Source organism: Nocardioides sp. NPDC101246 (assembly GCF_044767415.1).
GTDB lineage: Bacteria > Actinomycetota > Actinomycetes > Propionibacteriales > Nocardioidaceae > Nocardioides.
In genome coordinates, this window is record NZ_JBIWNX010000011.1 from 94377 (window position 1) to 109903 (window position 15527).

Sequence of the window (15527 nt, forward strand, 5' to 3'; positions counted from 1 at the left end):
CGGTGTCGAGCCTGACCCACCGGGCCGGCGCTCTCGGGCGTCACCCGGTGGCACGGCGTGCCGGGGAGGCGGCGGTGACGCTCATCGGGGTCTCGATACTCACCTTCGTGCTGCTGCGGGTGGTCCCAGGGGACCAGATCACCGCGTCGTACGGCACGGCCGCAGGTGACCTCTCCCCGGAGCAGCTTCAGGCGCTGGAGGCCTACTACGGTCTCAACGAGCCGCTCCTGTCCCAGTACCTGGGCTGGCTCGGTGGTGTGCTCACCGGCAACCTCGGGGTCTCGGCGACCTCACACCTGAGTGTGCTGTCGATGACCGCCCAGTCCCTGCCGAACACCATCGAGCTGGCCGTGCTCGCCATCGGGATCGGCCTCGTCCTCGGCGTACCGGGCGGAATGCTGGCAGCGAGCCGACCCGGGCGTGCGCGCGACCAGATCAGCCAGCTGACCAGCCTGGTCGCGCTGTCGGTGCCGTCGTTCCTGCTCGCCGCCGCGGTGTCGAGCTGGCTGGTGAACACGATCGGCTGGTATCCCAACGGCGAGGGCTACCGCACACTCAGCGAGGATCCCCTCCTCAACCTGCAGCAGATGCTGCTCCCCGCACTCGTCCTCGGGATCAGCATCGCCCCGCCGATCCTGCAGACGACCCGCGCCGCGATCCTCACCGTCCGTTCGGAGGACTTCGTCCGCACCGCTCGCGCCAAAGGCGTGCCGGCCCGGCGGCTGCAGGTGCGCCACATCCTCCGCAACGCCCTGATCCCGGTGGTGACGATGAGCGGCCTGCAGTTCGGCTTCCTCCTCGGCGGGGCACTGGTGGTCGAGCAGATCTTCGCGATCCCCGGCATCGGGCGCCAGGTGCTGCTCGGCCTCGAACAGAAGGAGTACGCCGTGGTCCAGTCGACGGTGCTGGTGATCGCGGTGATGTTCGTCCTGGTCAACCTCCTCACCGACGTCATCTACCGGTTGGTCGACCCGAGGGTGCGAGTGCAATGAGCGAGCGACAGCGAGTGAACGTCGGATCTTTCATCGGGCCGCGTCCGTATTCTGGCGCTTGCGCTACGGAGGTGGCCCGATGAGCGCCGCAGCAGACATGCACGAGGTGCCGGAGGTCCCCACGACGCGGGCCTCGGGCCGGTGGCGCCGGGCATTTCGTACGCCGGGCGGGATCGTCGGCCTCGTTCTGATGGCGATCGTGACGACTCTCGCGCTCCTCTCTGCGGCCGGGTTCGGACCGGATCCGGCCGCGCAGGACGTGTCGGAGGCCCTGCAGGGTCCCAGCGGGAGCCATTGGTTCGGCACCGACCAGTTCGGGCGCGACATCTTCGCGCGGGTCTGCTCGGGCCTGGCCAACTCCCTGCGGGTCGCGGTCGTCTCGGTGACCGTGGCGGCGCTCGGCGGGGTGCTGCTCGGGATCCTGGCCGGCTACTACCAGGGAATCCTCGACCGGGCCGTCGGCGTGATCACCAACGTGCTGTTCGCCTTCCCCTCGCTGCTGCTCGCCCTCGCCCTCGCCGCCACCCTGCGACGCAGCTGGCTGACGGTGGCGATCGCGATCGCCGTGGTCTACCTCCCGATCTTCGCGCGGGTCGCCCGCGGCCCCGTCCTGACGCTGCGCCACGCCGAGTACGTGCTCGCCGCGACGGCCGTCGGCCGCACGCGGCTCTCGACCCTCTTCGTGCACGTGCTTCCCAACATCCTCGGCATCCTGGTCGTCCAGGTCACCCTGTCACTGTCGTGGGCGATCCTCACCGAGGCGGCCCTCAGCTTCCTCGGCTTCGGCACCCCTCCCCCGGCTGCGTCGCTCGGCGGCATGGTCTATGAAGCGCAGACGTTGACCAGCGTCGCTCCCTGGATGCTGTACGCCCCCGGCGCCGCGCTGATCCTCGCCGTGGTCGGGCTGAACCTGCTCGGCGACGGACTGCGGGCCGCGCTCGACCCACGAGGAGGAAGCAAGTGAATCCAGAGGACGAGTCGATGCTCGACGCGCTCACCACCGAGGCGTCCAGCCCGCCTGGCGGACCCGAGATCGACCAGCTCTCCGCCACCGACCTGGTCGCGTTGATGAACGAGCGCGACGCGACGGTCGCCACCGCCGTACGCTCCGCGCTGCCCTCGATCGCGGCGGCCGTGACCGCGGCGACCGCCCGGATGCGGGACGGCGGGCGGCTGATCTACGTGGGCGCGGGCACCTCGGGCCGGCTCGGGGTGCTCGACGCCTCGGAGGTGCCGCCCACCTTCGGGCTCGACGACGTCGTCGTCGGCGTCATCGCCGGCGGCCCGGAGGCGCTCTTCAGCGCGGCCGAGGGCATCGAGGACGATGCCGAGGCCGGGGCGGCCGACCTGGCCGCTCTCGGCGTCGGGCCGCTCGACACGGTCGTGGGGATCGCCTCGAGCGGACGTACGCCCTATGTCCTCGGCGCCCTCGCCCACGCCGCCGACAACGGTGCGCTCACCGTGGGGATCGCCTGCAATCTCGGCACACCACTGGCGCGCGTCGCCACCCACGGCATCGAGGTGCCGGTCGGCCCCGAGGTCGTCTCCGGATCGACCCGGCTCGGCGCCGGCACCGCCACCAAGATGGTGCTCAACATGATCTCCACCGCCACCATGGTGCAGCTCGGGAAGACGTACGGCTCGCTGATGGTCGACATGCGGGCCAACAACGCCAAGCTTCGGCATCGGGCCATCCGGATGGTCACCGAGGCCACCGGGGCCGACGACGCGACCGCGGTCCGGGCGCTCGGCGAGTCGGGCTGGCATGCCAAGCTGGCGATCGCGACGATCCTCACCGGCCTCTCCCCCGCCGAGGCGTCCCAGGCGCTCGAACTGGCCGGTGGCCGGCTGCGGACCGTCATCGAGGAGCGTGGCTGATGCGCGTGCTCGGCATGATCTCCGGGACCTCCCACGACGGGATCGACGTCGCGATCCTCGACTTCGACATCGACGCAGACGTGCTCCGCGCACGGATCGTCCATCACAGCTCGGTGCCCTACCCGCCCGATCTACGTGAGCGGCTCATCGAAGCCCTGCCTCCCGCGCCGGTCGGTTTCGACGTCGTGTGCGAGCTCGACACGAGGATCGGACAGGCCTTCGCCGCAGCCGCACGGCAGGCCGTCGAGGAAGCCGGCTCGGTCGACGTCGTCTGCACGCACGGTCAGACCGTCTATCACTGGGTCGAGAACAGCCACTGGGTCGAGGGCGGCCGTGCGCTCGGCACGCTCCAGATCGGGCAGCCCGCCTGGATCGCCGAGGCCACCGGTGCCACGGTCGTCTCGGACGTACGCTCCGCCGACATCGCCGCCGGCGGGCAGGGCGCACCGCTGGTGCCCCTGCTGGACGTCCGGATGCTGGCGCCCGTGGCCGAGGACGGAACCGTCGCAGCCGCCCTCAACCTCGGCGGTATCGCCAACATCACCGTGTGCCGACCAGCCACGGATCCGATCGCGTGGGACATCGGACCCGCCAACGCCCTCATCGACGCCGTGGTCACCGACGCGCCCGGAGAGGCCAGCTTCGACCACGACGGCGAGCTGGCCGCCGCCGGCACCGTGATCCCGGTGCTGCTCGCCGACCTACTCGACTCGCCCTACTTCGGACAGCCGGCTCCGAAGAGCACCGGCAAGGAGCTGTTCAACCTCGACTACGTCCGGGCCGGGCTCGCGCGGACCGGCCTGAACCCCTCTGTCCCCGACCTGGTCGCGACGCTGACCGAGGTCACCGCGGTCTCCGTGTCCCAGGCGGTGGCCCAAGCGGGCGTCGAGGTGCTGGTCGCCTCGGGTGGCGGCGTACGGAACCCGGTGCTGATGCGCCGGCTCGGCGAGCTCCTCCCCGGCGTGCGAGTCATCACCAGCGACGCCCTCGGCGTGCCGTCCGACACCAAGGAGGCGATCGCCTTCGCCCTCATCGGCTGGGCGAGCGTCCACGGGCTCGCCGGCAACGTGCCCAGCTGCACCGGGGCGATCGGCCCCCGCGTCCTCGGCCAGATCATCCCCGCGAGCGCACCCCCACCTCCGATCGGTGCCTGGCCCGAGACGCTGGTGTTCGAACGATGACCAGCCGCCAATCCCTCCAGGAGTACGCCGACCGCCTGCTGACCATCGGCGGCGACGGCAGCCACCCGGCCGGCGGGATTCTCGGTCTGCGTACGCCGAACGGATCGGAGGTCGTGGCCTCCGGCTGGGCCCAGCTGCCCTCGGAACACGATCCCGGGGTGCCGATGCTGCCCGACCACATGCTCGACCTCGCCTCGGTCACCAAGCTCGCCGCCACCACGGCGATCACGATGCGGCTGGTCGCCGCTGACGACCTGCGGCTGAACGACCCGGTGCGCCGTCACCTGCCCGCATTCCGCGATGAGGGGAAGGACGGCGTCACCATCGAACAGCTGCTGACCCACACCGCCGGCCTGCGGCCGTGGTGGCCTCTCTACGCCGAGGCCCGCGGCAGCCGATACGAGGCGATCCAGCTCGTCCAGCAACTCCCGCTGGCCTACCCACCCGGCGCCGGCTGGACCTACTCCGACCTCGGCATGATCCTGCTCGGTGCGGTGATCGAACAGACCACCACGCTGCGGTTGGACGAGGCGTACGACCAGCTGGTGGCCACTCCCCTGGGACTCTCCGCGCGCTACGGCCCGGTCCTCCCGGATCGCGCCGCGACCAGCGCGGACAGCGACGCCTACGAGTACGCCATGCTCGCCACCGACGAGCCGCACCCCGTCGGCATCCCACCGGCCCGCTTCTCCGGATGGCGCGACCATCACCTCCGAGGAGAGGTCGACGACGGCAACACCGCCCACGCCCTCGACGGCGTCGCCGGGCACGCCGGGCTGTTCGCCACCGCCGATGATCTGCTGAGGTACGGGGCGGCCCTGTGCGACGGGACCTTCGTGCCACGCGAGGTGGTCGACCGCTTCGCGACGCCCCACCCGAGGCATCCTGAGCAGGCGCTGGGCGCCTTCCTCGGCCAGGCCGGTGACGTCCGCTACCTCCACCATCCCGGCTTCACCGGCACCTACCTCGCCATCGCACCCGCCACCGGTGTCGTCGTCGCCGGCGGCGCGACCCGCCTGCACGGTCCGCTCGGCTCGCTCGACCACAACCCCACCCGGCTCCCAGACGTCGTGCCGGGCACCGAGATCATCTCGGTGCTGCTCGACGCGGCCGGCCTCCAGGAGGAGCGATGACCCCCGTCCTGTCCGTACGCGGCCTATCGGTCACCTTCGACACCGGCCAAGGGCCGGTTCAGGCACTGACCGACATCTCCCTCGACCTCGCCGCCGGTGAGACCGTCGCCGTCGTCGGCGAGTCCGGGTCCGGCAAGTCCACGCTCGCCTCCTGCGTCAACCGGCTCCTCGCCGACAACGGCCGGATCACCGCCGGCACGATCGCCCTCGGCGACCACGACATCACCCGAGCACCCGAGTCGGCGATGACCGAGATCCGCGGCCGACGCATCGGCCTGGTGCCGCAGGACCCGATGACCAACCTGAACCCCGTGATGACCGTCGGAGCACAGATCACCGAGGCGCTGGAGGTCCATGGTCTGGCGTCCGGGCGCACGGCCCGCGAACGTGCCGTCGACCTGCTCGGCCAGGCCGGGATCGACCGCCCCGGCGCCCGCTACCGGCAGTATCCACACGAGTTCTCCGGCGGGATGCGGCAACGCGTGCTCATCGCGATGGCGCTCGCCTGTCGCCCCGAGGTGCTCCTCGCCGACGAGCCGACCTCTGCGCTCGACGTCACCGTGCAGCGCCGCGTCCTCGACCAGATGACCACGCTCACCACCGAGCTCGGCACCGGCGTGCTCCTCATCACCCACGATCTCGCCCTGGCCGCCGAGCGCGCCGACCGGGTCATCGTCATGCACCGCGGCCGGATCGTCGAGAGCGGTGACGCGGCCACGATCATCGCTTCTCCCCAGCATGAGTACACCCAGCGGTTGCTGGCCGCCGCGCCCGCGATGTCCGAGGTCAAGGTCGCGCCGCCGACCACCGCCGAGGAGACCGAGACGCTCCTGGAGGTGTCCGGTGCCGTACGCCGCTACCGGATCCGCGGGCAACGCGAGCAGCTCCGCGCCGTCGACGGCATCGACCTGACCATCCCCAAGGGACGTACGGTCGCCATCGTCGGCGAGTCCGGATCCGGCAAGTCCACCGCGGCCCGCCTCGCGCTCCGCCTCGAACGGGCCGACGCCGGCACCATCCGCTACCGCGGCACCGATCTCTCCGGTCTTCGCGGTAAGGACCTCCTGGCCTATCGGCGCGCCATCCAGCCGGTCTTCCAGAACCCGTACGCCTCCCTCGACCCGCGCTACACGATCGCCCAGGTCATCTCCGAGCCCCTCCGCGTCCACGGCGTCGGCGACGCCACCACGCGCCGCAAGGCTGTGGAGGCGCTGCTCGACAGGGTGGCCCTGCCCGTGGCGTACGCCGACCGCCGACCGCACGAGCTCTCCGGCGGCCAGCGCCAACGCGTCGCGATCGCGCGTGCTCTCGCCCTCGACCCCGAGCTCGTCGTCATGGACGAGGCCGTCAGCGCCCTCGACGTGCTCGTCCAGGAGCAGATCCTCGACCTGATGGTCGGCCTGCAGCGCGACCAGGGTCTCTCCTACCTCTTCATCAGCCACGACCTCGCCGTCGTCCAGCTCGTCGCCCACCACGTCTACGTCATGCGGGCCGGCAAGATCGTCGAGAGCGGCGACCCAGCCACCGTCTTCCACTCCCCACAGGATCCCTACACCCAGCAGCTCGTCGCTGCCGTACCGCGGCCCCGTCAGCAGGCGTCCTAGCCCCGGCGGCCGGCGCTAGTCCGAGATCTGGCGCAGGGTGGCGACGATCTTGCACTCCGGCCAGTACGTCGCGTGCAGCTGCGCGAACTCGCGCTGCCCGGCGATCGCCTCCTCGAGGGTGTCGTAGCGCGTCAGCGCCCAGCCGCCGACGACCTCCTTGGCCTCCGCGTACGGACCGTCGACGCGGGTGACCTCGCCCTTCTCCACCAGGAAGTTCACCGCGTCCTCGCTGCCGTAGAGACCGCCGCCGTCGAGGAAGTGCCCGGCCGCCGCCTGCTCGGCGATGTAGTCGTCCATCGCCTTGAACAGGGCCTCCGGCGCCTGGCCGATTCCCTCTTCCATCCTCACGAAACCCATGAAACGGGGCATGATGTGCTCCTCAGCTCTGGGCCAACCGCTTGTCGGTGGCCGACACATGTGCGTCGAACCACATCGTTCTCCTTCGACATCGACAGCGGAAGAATTTTCCACCGCGTCGGGCCGCCGACAAGCGTGCGCGCTCAGGCGTTGGCAGCCTCGGACTCGCCTGCGGGCTCCCGCTCCGAGGCGCCTGCGTGCGTTCCACGGGACTTCCGGATCGCGATGGCGACGATCACGGCGGCGACGGCGAAGAGAACGCCGTAGGCAGCGACCGACTCGGCCTCGAAGTTGCGCAGCAGCGTACGTCCGTTGGTGACCAGGATGATGCTGCCGACCAGGCCGCCGAGGATGGGCAGCGAGAGGTGCTTGACGAGGTAGGCGGCGAACGGGGCCGCGATCACGCCGCCCACCAGCAGGCCGACGATGACGCGCCAGTCGAGCGCCTCTCCGGCCAGTCCGACGAGGAAGCCGACACTCGCCGAGAGGGTCGTGACGAACTCCGCGGTCGAGACCGATCCGATCACCTTGCGCGGGTGCAGGGTGCCGCTGGAGATCAGGGTCGGCGTGGTCACCGGACCCCAGCCGCCACCACCGGTCGCGTCGATGAAGCCGCCGAAGAGACCGAGCGGTGCGAGCAGACCGAGCCCCGGGCGACGTCCCGGGATGAAGACCGGCGGCTTGCCGAAGACGAAGCGGGCGATGATGTAGACGCCCAGGACGAGCAGGATACCGGCGACCCAGGGCGTCGCGCTCTCGGTGGAGAGGTTGGAGAGAACGGTTGCGCCGGCGAAGGCGCCGATGCCGCCCGGGATCGCGATCTTCGCCACGACCTTCCAGTCGACGTTGCCGAGCCGCCAGTGGGAGACCCCCGACGCGAACGTCGTCCCGACCTCGGCCAGGTGCACCGACGCCGAGGCGACCGCCGGCGCGACCCCGGTCGCGACCAGCAGAGTGCTCGAGGTGACGCCGTACGCCATGCCCAGCGACCCGTCGACCGCCTGAGCCGCGAGACCGACAAGAGCAAAGATGAGAAGCCGCTCCACGCGTACCTCCTAGGTGCGATCGAAAATGGCGAAGTAGTAATGTAACGCTATTTACTATAGATAGTGCATCCGGGGGCAGTAGGGCGTCTCGACGGGCGGACGGGTCGAGCCGCTTCCGCACCGCTGGTCGAGCCGCCGGAGCCGCGCTCTGGAAACTCTTTTCGGATCGGTGCTTGACCTTGACGCTGCGTCAGGCCTGCACGCTTCTTCCATCGGCCCCACCAGGGAACCGAACAACACCAATAGAAGGAGCACCACCATGAACAACCTCCTCAGCCGCCTCGTAGGCGACAAGAAGGACTGGAAGCGCATGGAAGCCCGCGCCGCCGAGCTCCCCGCCGACTACCGCACCGTCTACGGCGAGATGAAGAACTACATGTGGCGCTTCACCGCCGGCGACGGCATGGACATCGTCGAGGCCCTCCGCGACGTACTCGACCTGTTCGAGACCGAGGCCGCCGCCGGACGCAACGTCATCGAGGTCACCGGACCCGACCTGGCCGCGTTCTGCGACGCCCGACTCCCCGAGCAGCACGACGCCTACCGCGCCAAGCTCCGCGCCAACCTCAACGAGGTCGCCCAGAAGCTCGCATGAGCCCGGCGACACTCACCCGCATATCCCCTGTCGCGAGCCGAGAAGGCCGCTCGCGACAGGGGATACGTACTTCGCGGGTCGAAATGTCCGGATATGACTGTGGTTCACCTCGTCCGCATGGTCCACTGTGACGCACATCTCACACGGCCGATCGTGGCGGCTGCCCCGCATGCTGGAGGAACACAGTGAACGACTCGGTCCTGCTCTCGGTCGGCCTCCCCATCGCCTTGGCCATCATCATGTTCGGACTGGGCCTGAGCCTGACCCCGGGAGACTTCCGCCGGGTCGTACGCACTCCACGAGCCGTGTTCGTCGCGCTCACGCTCCAGATCGTGGTGCTGCCGATGATCGCGTTCGGACTGGTCGTGGTCGCGGACGTGGATCCGCTGATCGCCGTCGGGGTCATGCTGCTTGCCGCGTCGCCGGGCGGGACGACGGCGAACCTGTTCAGCCACCTGTTCCGTGGCGACGTCGCGCTCAACGTGACGCTGACAGCGGTCAACTCGGTGCTCGCGGCGGTGTCGATCCCGTTGATCACCAACGCGGCGATCAGCTACTTCGACGCGGGCGACACCTTGGGCCTGCAGTTCGGCAAGGTCGTCCAGGTCATCGCGATCGTGCTGATCCCGGTCGGCATCGGGATGCTGGTGCGGAGCCGGTCGGCGACGTTCGCCGCCCGAGCGGACCGTCCGGTGCGGATCTTCTCGATCGTCGTACTGGTCATGGTCTCGGTCGGCGCGATCCTCGGGGAGCGGGAGAACATCGCCGACTACCTCCGCGAGATCGGCGTGGTCGTGACGCTGTTCTGCTGCGCGAGCCTCTGCCTCGGCTACCTCGGCGCTCGGGTGTTCCGGCTCAGCCAGGCGCAGGCGATCGCCACCTCGATGGAGGTCGGGATCCACAACACCACCGTGGCCCTCACCATCGCCCTCAGCGTGCTCGACAACACGACCGTGGCCATCCCGGCCGCGGTCTACAGCATCGTGATGTACGTCCTCGCCACCGCCTTCGGCTTCCTCATCACCCGGTCGCGCATCGCACAGAGCTCCACCCCGCACGACGTCACCACCTGAGCCCCTACTCCCCCCGCGAGCAGCGGAGCGATCCGGTCGACCTCGCCTGACATCCGGCCTGGCGACTCAGTCGAGCACCTCCTTCGGCAGCCCGCCCTGTCGGCAACCAGCGACCGAAACCTCCGGCCGAGGCCAGATCGCGTCCTCGGCGTCGGCGCGGCGAGGGAACGAGTACCAGGCTCCGACCGCGCCGAGGGCCAGCAGGAAGAGGCAGACCAGCGTGAAGGCCGCGTTGACCGCACCGACACCGCCAGCCGGGACGCTCGCAGCCAGCACGGCCTCACCGAGTCCGGGCGGAAGGATGGCGGTGAGCAGGGTGAGGGCGACGGCGAGACTGAGTACGTTGCCCGTGTTCTGCAGCATCAGGCGCGTGGCGTTGACGACGCCCAGCGCGTCCTCGGGCGCCCGCTCCAGAAGGACCGTCGCATTGGTGCCGATGAACAGCCCCGTCGCCAGGCCGACGATGGCGAGTGTCGCCATCACCATCCAGGTCAGCTCGAGATGGATCGCCAGCGCGACCAGAGCGACGCCACACGTACCCACCACCGATCCTCCGGACATGATCTGATGCGGCGTCCAGCGACGCGAGAGCCAACCGAGGGTCAGTGAGGCACTGATCATCCCGACCGGCATCGGCAGCAGCATCATCCCCGCCGTCCCCGGAGCGACGCCGACGACGCTCTGGAAGTAGAGGCTGGCCAGCACGACCAGCGGGAACCGTCCGGCCCCCGTGAAGAAGCCCGCGAGGAAGACCTTCCCGACCCGGCGCATGACGGCGAAGTCGAGCACCGGAGTCTTCGCACGCCGTTCGACGAGCAGCAGGACCGGGACCAGGACGACCGATCCCAGGACGCATCCGATCACCAGCGGGTGCAGCCATCCGAGGTCGGTCAGCGACGTGATCCCGAGGGTCAGCATGACCACGCCGACCATGATCACCAGGTTGCCGGGGAGATCGAGACCGACGGCGCGCTTGTCCACCACAGGTCGCGGCAGCAGCAGATGTCCGGCCACCAACGCGGTCAGGCAGACCGGCACGTTGAACCAGAACACCCACTGCCAGCCGACGTGGTCGACGATCAGGCCCCCGACCGTCGGCCCGATGAGGTTGGCGGTGGGGAACGAGGCGGCATAGAGGCCCATCGCGCCGCCCAGGGAGGAGCGCGGGAAGGCCTGATGGATGAGGGTGGCGCCGTTGCCGATGAGCACCGCGCCGCCGATCGCGCTGACCACACGGAGCCCGATGAGCACCTCGACGTTCGGAGCGAAGCCGGCCAGCAGGCTCGCCAGCGAGAAGAGGACCAGCCCGCCCAGGTAGAGGCTCCGCTGCCCCCAGACGTCGCTGAGGCGGCCGAAGAGGAGCAGGCAGGCGGTGTTGGCGACCATGTAGGAGAGCAGGAGCCAGCTCCCCTCCGCCGAGCTCACCTCGAACTCCCGGCTCAGCGTCGGCAGCGCGACGTTGAGCGAGCTCGCGTTGAGCGCCATCACAGCGCTGACCAGGCAGACCACGATCAGGGTGGAACGCGCAGCGCCACTCACCTCGGTGGGTTCGGACTCGCTCATTCTACCTCCTGCGCCGTCCGAGACGGCGCCACCTGCGTCGTACGCCATGGCACGACCCTGCGCCGGACGAGGTGTCCCAAGAAGAAAGTCCGATATCCGGATTGTGACCCTTGACACACTCGTTTGGCGACCCAATGATGAATCTCATCCTAGAGCGTGATTCTAGATTGAGCCACCAACATCGGCGACCGACACCCGGTCGCGGACACGAACGGGAGGGTCCGATATGAGAGCACCAACTGGGTCCGCGAATGAGCCGCTTCTGCGCATCGAGGACCTCCACGTGGAGTTTCGGACCGGGGGCGGAACGGTCGAGGCGCTCAACGCCGTCGACCTCTGGATCGACGCGGGCGAGACCGTCGCCGTCGTCGGCGAATCCGGCTCCGGCAAGAGCGTGACAGCGCTCGCCGTGCTCGGCCTGCTGGGCAACGGCCGGGTCAGCGGCGGTCGGATCACCTGGGACGGCAGGGACATCACCGGAGCCGACAACCACGACATGCGCACCGTGCGGGGCAAGGACATCTCGGTGATCTTCCAGGATCCGATGACCTCCCTCGACCCCCTCTTCACGATCGGGCACCAGCTCGTCGAGGCCTACCGGATCCACCACGACGTCTCGAAACGGAAGGCACGCGAGCGCGCGGTCGAGCTGCTGGACCTCGTCGGCATCCCCGAGCCCGAGACCAAGTTCAAGGCGTACCCCCACCAGCTCTCGGGCGGCCAGCGGCAACGGGTCATGATCGCCGGCGCGCTGGCCTGCGACCCGCGCCTGCTCATCGCCGACGAGCCCTCCACCGCCCTCGACGTCACCGTGGAGGCCCAGGTCCTGGCGCTGATCCGCGACCTCCAGGACCGAACCGGAGTCGGGCTGATGCTGATCACCCACGACATGGGCGTGGTCGCCGAGATGGCCGACCGGGTGGTCGTCTTCTACGCCGGGCAGGTCGTCGAGACCGGCACCGCGGACGAGATCCTCGACCGGCCGCAGCACCCCTACACCCAGGCGCTGCTCGATGCGATCCCGCGACGCGACACCCCGCGCGACCAGGAGATGCCGGCGATCCCCGGCGCCGTGCCCGCCCTCAACGAGATGCCCAGCGGCTGCCGGTTCGCCACCCGCTGCTCCGAGGCCGGGCCCGAGTGCGAGACGTCCCAGCCGCTACGGGACATCGCCGGCCGACAGGTCCGCTGCTGGCGTCCGGACGAGGAACGCGGTGCCCTCGCGCCGATGGCGGAGGTGGCCCGATGATCGTCCCCGGCGCCGCTCCCCTCGTCGAAGCACACGATCTGGTCAAGCACTTCGGCGACGGCAAGGGCCTCCTCACCCCGCGTCGCCCACCCGTACGCGCCGTGGACGGTGTCTCCCTGACCATCAGGCGCGGCGAGACCCTCGGCCTGGTCGGGGAGTCGGGCTCGGGCAAGTCGACGCTCGGGCGTCTGATCCTCCGGCTGATCGAACCGACCAGTGGCTCGGTCACCTTCGACGGTCAGGACATCGCCACGCTCTCGAAGAGCAGCCTGACGCAGCTTCGCAAGCGGATGCAGCTCGTCTTCCAGGACCCGTTCAGCTCGTTCAACCCACGGATGACCATCGCGCAGGTGCTGACCGAGCCGATGGTGGTCCACGGCATGGGCGACCGGGCCGGCCGCATCAAACGCGCCAAGGAGCTGCTCGACCTGGTCGGCCTGCCCTCGTTCGCGCTGGAGCGCTACCCCCACCAGTTCTCCGGCGGCCAGGCGCAGCGCATCGGGATCGCCCGAGCACTCGCCACCGACCCAGATCTCATCGTCTGTGACGAGGCGGTCAGCGCACTCGACGTCTCCGTCCAGGCGCAGGTGCTGAACCTGCTCAAGGAGGTCCAGCGCGAGCTCGGGCTCTCGTATCTCTTCATCGCGCACGACCTCAACGTGGTGCGCTACATCTCCGACCGCGTCTGCGTGATGTACCTCGGCAAGCTCGCCGAGGTGGCTCACGCCGACGACATCAGCGAGCGGCCGAGACATCCCTACTCACAGGCCCTGATGGCGTCGATCCCCTCCCCCGACGCCCATCACCAGCTGCGTACGCCGCTCGCCGGTGAGATCCCCAGCCCGCGGCGGCCCCCGGCGGGCTGCCGGTTCCACCCACGCTGCAGCCAGCGCGTCGACGGCTGCGACCGCAACGAGCCGGAGCTGCTGACCATCGGCAGCTCGAGCGACGCCCGAAGCGTCGCCTGCCACCTCTTCGACCCCACTCCCGCGAGGTGATCGCATGCTTCTCTACGCCGGACGACGCCTGACCTACGGCCTGCTCGTGCTCGCCCTGGTCGCCACTCTGGTCTTTCTCATCATCCGGCTGATCCCGGGCGACGCCGTACGGCTCCAGCTGGCCGACGCCCCCGGCGTCACCCAGGCCCAGATCGACCAGCGCACCGCCGAGCTCGGCCTGGACGAGCCGATCCTGACCCAGTTCGGCCACTTCGTGGGCGGGCTCGCCCAAGGCGACCTGGGCGACTCGTTCGACGACGAACGCCCGGTCACGACCAAGATCCTCGAACGCCTTCCCGCCACCCTCGAGCTCGGGCTGCTGGCCATCCTCTTCGGCATCCTGCTCGGCGTGCCGTTCGGCATGCTCTCGGCGATCCGGCATCACAGCGTCGTCGACAACGTGATGCGCTTCCTGGCGGTCATCGGCATGTCCTTGCCGAACTTCTGGCTGGCTCTGCTCCTGATCACCTTCCTGGCGCTCTGGTTCGGCTGGTCCCCACCTCTGGTGTACGCCTCTCCCACCGAGGACCTCGGCCAGAACCTCATCCACATGGCACTCCCGGCGATAGCCCTGGGCGCGGCCACGATGGCGAGCATCGCCCGGATGCTGCGCTCCTCGCTGCTGGAGGTGCTCGGCTCCAACTTCATCCGCACCATCCGCTCCCGCGGCGCCTCCGAGCGCGTGGTCGTGCTCAAGCACGCCGGCCGCAGCTCGATGATCCCGGTCTTCACCGTGCTCGGCCTGCAGGTGGGTCACATCCTCGGCGGCACCGTCATCCTCGAACGGATCTTCGCGATCCCGGGGATGGGGTCGCTGATCTTCGAGGCGGTCGGGCAGCGCGACTACCCGGTCATCCTCGGCTGCGTCATCTTCTACGGCGCCATCTTCATCCTCGTCAACGTCGTGGTCGACCTGCTCTACGCGGTCATCGACCCGCGGATCCGTTACGAAGGAGCCTCGGCATGAGCATCGCCATCTCCGGGACCGCGCGCGCGGCCCGCCGTCCACGAACCCGCAGCGGCCTGGTCCGGTTCACCCGGGAGCAGCCCCTCGGCGCCATCGCCCTCTTCCTGATCACGCTCTTCGTCGTGGTCGCCGTCCTGGCGCCCTGGATCGCCCCGTACGACCCGCTCGCCCAGGACCGGGTGAACATCTTGACCCCACCAGGGGTCGGCGGCCATCTCGCCGGCACCGACGAGCTCGGCCGAGACGTCTTGAGCCGGTCGCTCTACGGCGCCCGGACCTCCCTGCTGATCGCGGTCGCCACGCTCGCTCTCGGCGGCGCGATCGGCCTGGTCGTCGGCGTCGTGTCCGGCTACTTCGGCGGCACCTGGATCGACTCCGTGCTCCAGCGCATCATGGACGCGCTGATGGCGATCCCCTCGATCGTGCTGCTGCTGTTCGTGGCCGCCCTGCTCGGTCCGAGCGTACGCAACACCGTGATCGCCCTCAGCCTGCTGGTGATCCCCTCGATCAACCGCGTCGCCCGCGGCGAGATGCTCCGCATCCGCGAGGAGCCGTACGTCGAGGCCGCCCGCTCGGTCGGCTGCGGCACCCCACGGATCCTGATCCGCTACGGCCTGCCCAACCTGATGGCCCCGCTCTTCGTCATGGGCTCGCTGCTCTTCGCGGTCATCCTCATCGCCGAGTCCGCGCTCAGCTTCCTCGGCATCGGCACCCCACCGCCGACACCCTCCTGGGGCCGGATGCTGAGCGAGGGCCGCAGCCAGCTCGAGATCGCCCCGTGGATGACGGTCGTCCCCGGCCTGATCCTCTCCGTGTCCGTCCTGGCGTTCAACCTGCTCGGCGACGCCATGCGCGACTTCCTCGACCCCAAACAGCGCCGCTAGCCCCATC

At 69.6% G+C, this 15527-nt stretch carries 15 protein-coding genes; 12 read left to right on the top strand and 3 right to left on the bottom strand.

The window, feature by feature from the left end; all coding sequences use genetic code 11:
- Positions 1 to 2 precede the first annotated feature (2 nt).
- From ACIRON_RS20305 to ACIRON_RS20330, 6 genes are all read left to right on the top strand, one after another.
- A complete protein-coding gene (locus ACIRON_RS20305; protein ID WP_402994852.1) occupies positions 3 to 992 on the top strand; it encodes an ABC transporter permease in 990 nt (329 codons plus the stop codon).
- Between the two features lie 79 nt (positions 993 to 1071).
- A complete protein-coding gene (locus ACIRON_RS20310; protein WP_402994854.1) occupies positions 1072 to 1956 on the top strand; it encodes an ABC transporter permease in 885 nt (294 codons plus the stop codon).
- A gap of 17 nt (positions 1957 to 1973) precedes the next feature.
- The gene (gene murQ / locus ACIRON_RS20315; RefSeq protein ID WP_402995143.1) at positions 1974 to 2870 is read left to right on the top strand and encodes an N-acetylmuramic acid 6-phosphate etherase; all 897 of its coding nucleotides are present in this window, start codon (positions 1974 to 1976) and stop codon (positions 2868 to 2870) included.
- Complete coding sequence (locus ACIRON_RS20320; protein ID WP_402994856.1) at positions 2870 to 4051, top strand: anhydro-N-acetylmuramic acid kinase; 1182 nt, start codon at positions 2870 to 2872, stop codon at positions 4049 to 4051. The genes murQ and ACIRON_RS20320 overlap by 1 nt, the downstream gene beginning before the upstream one ends.
- A complete protein-coding gene (locus tag ACIRON_RS20325) occupies positions 4048 to 5184 on the top strand; it encodes a serine hydrolase domain-containing protein (RefSeq protein WP_402994858.1) in 1137 nt (378 codons plus the stop codon). Before ACIRON_RS20320 ends, ACIRON_RS20325 begins: the two co-directional genes overlap by 4 nt.
- Positions 5181 to 6788 carry a dipeptide ABC transporter ATP-binding protein gene (locus ACIRON_RS20330; RefSeq protein ID WP_402994860.1) on the top strand — a complete coding sequence of 536 codons (1608 nt, stop codon included), beginning with the start codon at positions 5181 to 5183 and terminating at the stop codon, positions 6786 to 6788. The genes ACIRON_RS20325 and ACIRON_RS20330 overlap by 4 nt, the downstream gene beginning before the upstream one ends.
- Positions 6789 to 6803: 15 nt before the next feature.
- On the opposite strand, the gene ACIRON_RS20335 is transcribed toward ACIRON_RS20330, so the two are convergent.
- Both ACIRON_RS20335 and ACIRON_RS20340 read right to left on the bottom strand, forming a co-directional pair.
- On the bottom strand, positions 6804 to 7157 hold the full coding sequence (locus ACIRON_RS20335) for a YciI family protein (RefSeq protein WP_402994862.1): 354 nt from the start codon (positions 7155 to 7157) through the stop codon (positions 6804 to 6806).
- Between the two features lie 131 nt (positions 7158 to 7288).
- Positions 7289 to 8191, bottom strand: coding sequence for a sulfite exporter TauE/SafE family protein (locus tag ACIRON_RS20340; RefSeq protein ID WP_402994864.1), 903 nt, complete (start codon positions 8189 to 8191; stop codon positions 7289 to 7291).
- A gap of 259 nt (positions 8192 to 8450) precedes the next feature.
- Here ACIRON_RS20340 and ACIRON_RS20345 point away from each other — a divergent pair, with 259 nt between their 5' ends.
- Both ACIRON_RS20345 and ACIRON_RS20350 read left to right on the top strand, forming a co-directional pair.
- The gene (locus tag ACIRON_RS20345) at positions 8451 to 8786 is read left to right on the top strand and encodes a DUF1048 domain-containing protein (RefSeq protein WP_402994866.1); all 336 of its coding nucleotides are present in this window, start codon (positions 8451 to 8453) and stop codon (positions 8784 to 8786) included.
- Between the two features lie 185 nt (positions 8787 to 8971).
- Positions 8972 to 9859: a bile acid:sodium symporter family protein gene (locus ACIRON_RS20350; protein WP_402994868.1), complete on the top strand. Its 888-nt coding sequence runs from the start codon at positions 8972 to 8974 to the stop codon at positions 9857 to 9859.
- Positions 9860 to 9925: 66 nt separating this feature from the next.
- Here the strand turns inward: ACIRON_RS20350 and ACIRON_RS20355 are convergent, their stop codons facing one another.
- Positions 9926 to 11422 carry an MFS transporter gene (locus ACIRON_RS20355; RefSeq protein ID WP_402994870.1) on the bottom strand — a complete coding sequence of 499 codons (1497 nt, stop codon included), beginning with the start codon at positions 11420 to 11422 and terminating at the stop codon, positions 9926 to 9928.
- 283 nt (positions 11423 to 11705) lie between these two features.
- On the opposite strand from ACIRON_RS20355, the gene ACIRON_RS20360 reads away from it, so the two are divergent.
- Genes ACIRON_RS20360 through ACIRON_RS20375 form a run of 4 tightly spaced genes read left to right on the top strand, consistent with a single transcriptional unit; the run spans position 11706 to position 15520 of the window.
- Positions 11706 to 12671 (top strand): ABC transporter ATP-binding protein, encoded by a 966-nt coding sequence (locus tag ACIRON_RS20360; protein WP_402994872.1) that lies wholly within the window; start codon positions 11706 to 11708, stop codon positions 12669 to 12671.
- A complete protein-coding gene (locus ACIRON_RS20365) occupies positions 12668 to 13669 on the top strand; it encodes an ABC transporter ATP-binding protein (protein WP_402994874.1) in 1002 nt (333 codons plus the stop codon). The genes ACIRON_RS20360 and ACIRON_RS20365 overlap by 4 nt, the downstream gene beginning before the upstream one ends.
- Before the next feature lie 4 nt (positions 13670 to 13673).
- The gene (locus tag ACIRON_RS20370; protein WP_402994876.1) at positions 13674 to 14636 is read left to right on the top strand and encodes an ABC transporter permease; all 963 of its coding nucleotides are present in this window, start codon (positions 13674 to 13676) and stop codon (positions 14634 to 14636) included.
- Positions 14633 to 15520, top strand: coding sequence for an ABC transporter permease (locus tag ACIRON_RS20375; protein WP_402994878.1), 888 nt, complete (start codon positions 14633 to 14635; stop codon positions 15518 to 15520). Before ACIRON_RS20370 ends, ACIRON_RS20375 begins: the two co-directional genes overlap by 4 nt.
- The last annotated feature ends 7 nt before the right edge of the window (positions 15521 to 15527 follow it).

What these genes read in the sequence shown, in the direction of transcription:
- ACIRON_RS20310 (WP_402994854.1), top strand. Translation starts at nt 1,072, where the DNA reads ATGAGCGCCGCAGCAGACATGCACGAGGTGCCGGAGGTCCCCACGACG.
- murQ (WP_402995143.1), top strand. Translation starts at nt 1,974, where the DNA reads ATGCTCGACGCGCTCACCACCGAGGCGTCCAGCCCGCCTGGCGGACCC.
- ACIRON_RS20320 (WP_402994856.1), top strand. Translation starts at nt 2,870, where the DNA reads ATGCGCGTGCTCGGCATGATCTCCGGGACCTCCCACGACGGGATCGAC.
- ACIRON_RS20325 (WP_402994858.1), top strand. Translation starts at nt 4,048, where the DNA reads ATGACCAGCCGCCAATCCCTCCAGGAGTACGCCGACCGCCTGCTGACC.
- ACIRON_RS20330 (WP_402994860.1), top strand. Translation starts at nt 5,181, where the DNA reads ATGACCCCCGTCCTGTCCGTACGCGGCCTATCGGTCACCTTCGACACC.
- ACIRON_RS20335 (WP_402994862.1), bottom strand. Translation starts at nt 7,157, where the DNA reads ATGCCCCGTTTCATGGGTTTCGTGAGGATGGAAGAGGGAATCGGCCAG.
- ACIRON_RS20345 (WP_402994866.1), top strand. Translation starts at nt 8,451, where the DNA reads ATGAACAACCTCCTCAGCCGCCTCGTAGGCGACAAGAAGGACTGGAAG.
- ACIRON_RS20355 (WP_402994870.1), bottom strand. Translation starts at nt 11,422, where the DNA reads ATGAGCGAGTCCGAACCCACCGAGGTGAGTGGCGCTGCGCGTTCCACC.
- ACIRON_RS20365 (WP_402994874.1), top strand. Translation starts at nt 12,668, where the DNA reads ATGATCGTCCCCGGCGCCGCTCCCCTCGTCGAAGCACACGATCTGGTC.
- ACIRON_RS20370 (WP_402994876.1), top strand. Translation starts at nt 13,674, where the DNA reads ATGCTTCTCTACGCCGGACGACGCCTGACCTACGGCCTGCTCGTGCTC.
- ACIRON_RS20375 (WP_402994878.1), top strand. Translation starts at nt 14,633, where the DNA reads ATGAGCATCGCCATCTCCGGGACCGCGCGCGCGGCCCGCCGTCCACGA.